The sequence below is a fragment of the Stieleria sp. genome (assembly GCF_041595215.1).
Taxonomy (GTDB): domain Bacteria; phylum Planctomycetota; class Planctomycetia; order Pirellulales; family Pirellulaceae; genus Stieleria; species Stieleria magnilauensis.
This window is the reverse complement of record NZ_JBFHKV010000598.1, coordinates 1-5,231: the sequence shown is the minus strand read 5'-3', so window position 1 is coordinate 5,231 and position 5,231 is coordinate 1. Positions and strand designations below refer to the sequence as shown.

The following is a 5,231-nucleotide window of genomic DNA, read 5'->3' as shown; positions in this document are numbered from 1 at the left end:
TGATTCTCGATCGTTAGCCCGGTCAAAATCCCAACATTAAATGTGGCCAGAACACTAGCGGCCGCTTGGCACCCGCTGGGTGATCGGTTCGTCTTGGCCTTCGACCAGCAACAGTCGTTGGTCGACTCCGATGCCCTCGAACTCTTGCCGCGTTCCACTCGGCCAGCTGACGGTCACGCGGACGTCATCGCCGGATTCGCCTAACCCGAATGACACAGTGGATTCGTTGTGACACAGGTATCCATCTCCGCCGACGATCCAATTGGTCAACGTGCGCTGCCCCTGATGCACTTCCACCTGCGCGCCGATGGCATCCCGTTCCGATTCGGTACCCACCAGTTGGAACGTCAGCCAATGGTTGGAGGTCTCGGTGCGATTGATCAACAGTGCTGACGGCGATCCGATGTGCGAGATCACCATGTCCTGTCGACCATCGGCATTAAAATCCAAACGCGCCAGACCGCGGCCGAGGTATTTTCCGGTCCAGTAATTCGAGGCATCGTCGACCGGTGAAAGGCGAAATTGGCGGCCAAGGTTGACGAAGAACTGCGGCGACTGCTCCAGCGGTTCCCCGGGAGCCTTTTCAATATTGCCGTTGGTGACCGCCAAATCGGGACGCCCATCGAGGTCGTAATCGAGTGCTTGGCAACCGAATCCGAGCACGTCGGAACTGTCGCGGTGCAGTCGATACTGGACGCATCGGTCTTCGAACACGCCGCCTTGATTCATGAACAGGCTGACCGGTTCCAGGTAGAAGTTGGTGATGTGAATGTCGCGCATTCCGTTGCCATCGAAGTCGGCGACGGCAATCCCCATCGACGCGGTTTCGACTCCGCCGATGCCCAACGCGCAACCGCGGACCGCAGCGACATCGATCCACCGGTCCTGGTCGGACGACCGCGTCCACAATTGGTTGGCGCGAATATCGTTGCCGACAAAGATGTCGTTGCCGGGTCGGCCGTCCCAGTCGGCGATCACGACGCCCAGCCCCGTGCTGGCGTCGCCTTGAGAGTCGCTGACCCGTTGATGCAACATGCCGCCGCGGCCATAGTTGACCGCAATGGAATCGATCCCGGGCTGAAACGAGGCCGGCGAGATGGTCAGGATCTCGCCCTTTTCATTCATTTCCGGACGGTTCACCATCGTCGGATCTTCGACGTAGTGCAACGCATACAGATCCGGCAACGCATCTCCGGTGATGTCGCCCAACGCCACCGAACTGGTCAACACTTGGTGCCCGGGGTCTTCGTCAAAGACCTGGCGCCGGAACGTGCCGTCGCCATTGTTGATCAGCAACACCTTGTTTCCGATATTGGCGACGACAAGATCGGCGAACCCGTCCTGGTTCCAATCTCCGCTGCCCAGTCCGACCGAATAACGGGTGTCGGTCGCCGCCGCGGACTGCGTCCGGTCGACGAGTTTGCCGTCGACGCCGCGATACAACTGGTTCGATCGTTCACCCACCATGGACGGGACGTCGGCGCCGCCTTGGGCCAGATAAAGATCGACGGCACCGTCCAGGTCGTAGTCCAGCACAGCGATGCCGCCACCGAGAGACTGGTAGAGCGCGAACCGAAACGGCTGTGGCTCACTGGCAACGAAGTACGTGTGGTCAAGCCCCACCGATTCGGCGATGTTTTCAAACGCGGGGATGGGAAAGTCATCGGTCGATGGAGCGGTTTGTGGCGGTGAAACATCGATCGCGGCGGGGATCTCCAATTTCGGCAGCGGGTACTCGGCCAGGTCGAGCCCGCAGACGCGTTCTTGGCGGCTAGCGAAGGCATCGGGCGAACGAAACAGCGCCGCGCGGCGCTCGTTCAATGACTCGATCTCTTCCTGCGAAGCCTTGCGATGAAAGGCCCCAAAGATCCGCCACGTCATCGCTTCGAGCGGGCGCTGCAGCTGATCCAGACCGTCGGCGATGGTGGCGTAGTTGTCGATCGGAGCCGATTCGGGCGTCTGGGATTTTCCGATCGCGTTACTGGCCGAGACGACATCCCTGATGGTGTCGTATCGCTTCTCCCAACGTTCAGCTTGTTCGGTCTGGCCGAGCGCCGTCAACGCCTGGTTGATTCGCCGCATCGCGCCGACATTGGTGGGATCGCGTGCCAGTGCCTCGCCGAGCGCCCGGACCGCTTCCTCAAACCGTCGTTCCGAAACCAAAAAGGCTCCGATCGCGGCCCAATATTCGGCGAATTCTTGAACCGGTTGGTCGGCTTGGGTCAGCCACCACTGAAAACGTTCGTTGTCCTGGGCTTCGATCGCGAGCAACCCGTAAAAGGCGACGATCGAAGGAACCGCTTCGCCCGCGCGCACCGTTTCATCAAGGGCCTCGACCGCTTCGACGTTTCGGCTGGCGGTGAACAGCATCCGCGCGGTGGCCGCCGGACCGATCGGGAAGTTGGGACGGGGACGCGGCGGAGGCTTGTTCGGGTCGTCAAAAATCGCGTGCCCCAACACCATCAACGCATGCAACTCGTCTTCTTGAATATTGCCCAAGCGACAAAGCGCATGCAAATGATCCGCCGCTTCGTGTCGCCGCCCCTGACGGTTGTACAGGTACGCGAGTTGTCGGTGGGCGACGGGGACATCGCCGGCCAATTCGAGGACCTTCAGATACCTCGATTCAGCCTCGTCGTACCGTTCCAACTGCATGTACCAATCGGCTGCCTGTCCCAGCGACGGCAGCCCGGCTTCCGGATGAGTCACTGGGATCGAGTCCAGGTATTCGACTGCATCGGCAAGATTTCCGCGATCGGCGTTCAGCCGCGCTAATCGAAACAGGACCTCCGCGTCGCTGGGGTCGGTCATCAGCACCTTGCGATATTCCGCCGCAGCCGCGTCCACCTTGCCGGCTTGGATCAACGCTAGTGCGGCATCAATCGCCTGATCGCGATCGAACGGTTTTTCGACCGGCGGCGGGGACGCGATCGCCGCTTCCGGCTGCGTCTTGGTTTCAGTTTCGACGACCCGCTCGCGCGGCGTCTGCTCAGAAGGGTCCACCGCCGAACGGTCACATGCGGTGAACAAGAGCATGGTCGCAACGAGCAGAATGACGGCGTGCCGAGGTTCAGACGGAGGCATCAAGGTGGCGCATGCCCGAGTGAGAGTAAAAACGAGAGGAAGACCAAGTGGCGTAAGCTTCCAGCTTGCGTCGCCCGATTGCTGCTTCAATCGAATCACACGTGGCATTAGCCGTATCGCGCGAGCGTACGGGTTGCCACCAGGAATACGCACCGAGGCCCGTAGGCTGGCGCCATACGGCTGATTCGAAACCACAAACCGTCGCACGGCTTCCGCCATTGTCAAGATCGTTTGTCGCTCGATAGATCAATTGAAAAAGCGGGCGTGGTCGAGTGACCACGCCCGCAGGCATTGATTTCAACGGACGTTGAAAATCCTTACTGGTTCAGCTGCTCTTGGATCGTTTCGGCACTTGCCTTGGTACCCAGAGCACCCCACAGACCGTAGGGACTTTCGCGACCTGCACCACCGTTGGCACCACGGCCGTCACCGTTGTCGCGACCGTAGGGAACGTGGTTCTGGTCACCCGACTCGATCGAGTCCGTGATGAACACCACAGCTCCATCGGCCATCAGCACGTGAGCACCACCTTGGTGGAAACTGGAGGCACTCATCACACCACCCCCACCGTGCCAACGCTGCATGTTGTAGCTGTTCGGCGGCGTGATCGTGGTGAACACGCTGAACATCGGCCGACCATCGGACCAACGACGGCCGCGCTGGTGGTTGGCCGAAGTGTCGTAACAGGGATTGGGGCCCATGCCGCTACCACAGCAACCCGTACAAGGCGGCAAGCCACCGTTGTTGGTGTCAGTGTTGACGTACTGCGGACGGTCGGGGTCCATGAACGCTTGGCCTTGCGACGGCGGAAGATCCCAAACGTCGTTCTGACGAACGATCAACGTAGCCTTGGCCAAGTTGGTTCGATCACCAACGACATTCTCGCCACACGCAATGGTGTTGGAAAGACCGTCTTTGATGTCACGAAACTTAGTGAAGTGACGAGCGCGGAAGACCCCTCGGGCCCATCGTTGACCGGCTTCATCACCCCAGGTCCCACTGCCGTTGGGAACACCCTGGTCGTTGACCCCACCGTGCTGCTGTTCAAAAATTGCATCGCCGATACAGGCCGAGTAATTCGTAAACGCGACTCGGTTGTTGACCGGCTGGGTCGGATCACTCGGACAACGATACCCGGGAACCTGAGTCAGCCAAGGCTGATAGTTCTGGTTCCAGGGACGCGGTCCCATTGCCGCGAACGGCGGGTTCTTGATGCTGCCGTCACGGTTCTTGTTGAACGGGTTGGAGATTTGATCCCACAGACCCTGTTGCTCGATGAACGGCAACACACCCACCATCCAGCTGAGCCAGTGGGAGTTGTTGAAATCACCATTGTTCGGCAGGTTATTGTTGTACGTTCCGCCTGCGTTCATCGGCAGGTTTTTGTACGCCGAGTGATAGTTGTGCAACGCCAAGCCGATTTGCTTGAAGTTGTTACTGCAACTCATGCGTCGTGCCGCCTCACGGGCAGCCTGGACGGCCGGCAACAACAAGCCGACCAAAATTCCAATGATGGCGATCACCACCAAAAGCTCGACGAGCGTAAAACCAGCCCGCCGATCACGGCTTCTAATCATAAAAAAACTCCAGAAATGAGGAATAGAGTTGCGACCGTACCCCGTCGCACGGGAGAGCGAAGCATGACGGGTGGGAACCCACCCGATCTACAAATCTGTCGCCACTGCAGGTAGAGTCTATGGGAGCCGATTAGCAGATTCAACTACAATTCACGCCACTGTGCCAAGTTTTATGGATCCGAAATGCACACTGCGGTGTTACGGGCGTGCCGAATGGTTTCGACGTCCGATGGATCACAATTCGGTCGTACTCGGACCGGTGGGGACGGCATCGGGCAGACCCGCCGAGAGTGGCGAGCGAAACGGGCGTTTCTGGATAGCGACAGGCCGCAAGCCCAATACCGCTCAATCGAGAAGGTATTAACCAGCGCAGGGCCCGTAGGCTCGCGCCAAACGGCTGATTATCAACTGACATCAGCCGGTTCGCGCCAGCGCGAGCGGCGCCCATCAATGTCGATCTAGCGGCATTGCGCTCGCGGCCTACCGCTACGTGGCGAGACACGCATTCAGCAGGAACGGTCAGGGCTGGCCATCGTGGTGGTGATGATGGGCATGGCCGGACTCGGTGGT

At 59.6% G+C, this 5,231-nt stretch carries 2 protein-coding genes; both read right to left on the bottom strand.

The window, feature by feature from the left end; all coding sequences use genetic code 11:
• Positions 1-54: 54 nt before the first annotated feature.
• A complete protein-coding gene (locus ABX749_RS20805) occupies positions 55-3,003 on the bottom strand; it encodes an FG-GAP-like repeat-containing protein (RefSeq protein WP_372897667.1) in 2,949 nt (982 codons plus the stop codon).
• Positions 3,004-3,401: 398 nt separating this feature from the next.
• On the bottom strand, positions 3,402-4,661 hold the full coding sequence (locus ABX749_RS20800; protein WP_372897666.1) for a DUF1559 domain-containing protein: 1,260 nt from the start codon (positions 4,659-4,661) through the stop codon (positions 3,402-3,404).
• Positions 4,662-5,231 lie beyond the last annotated feature (570 nt).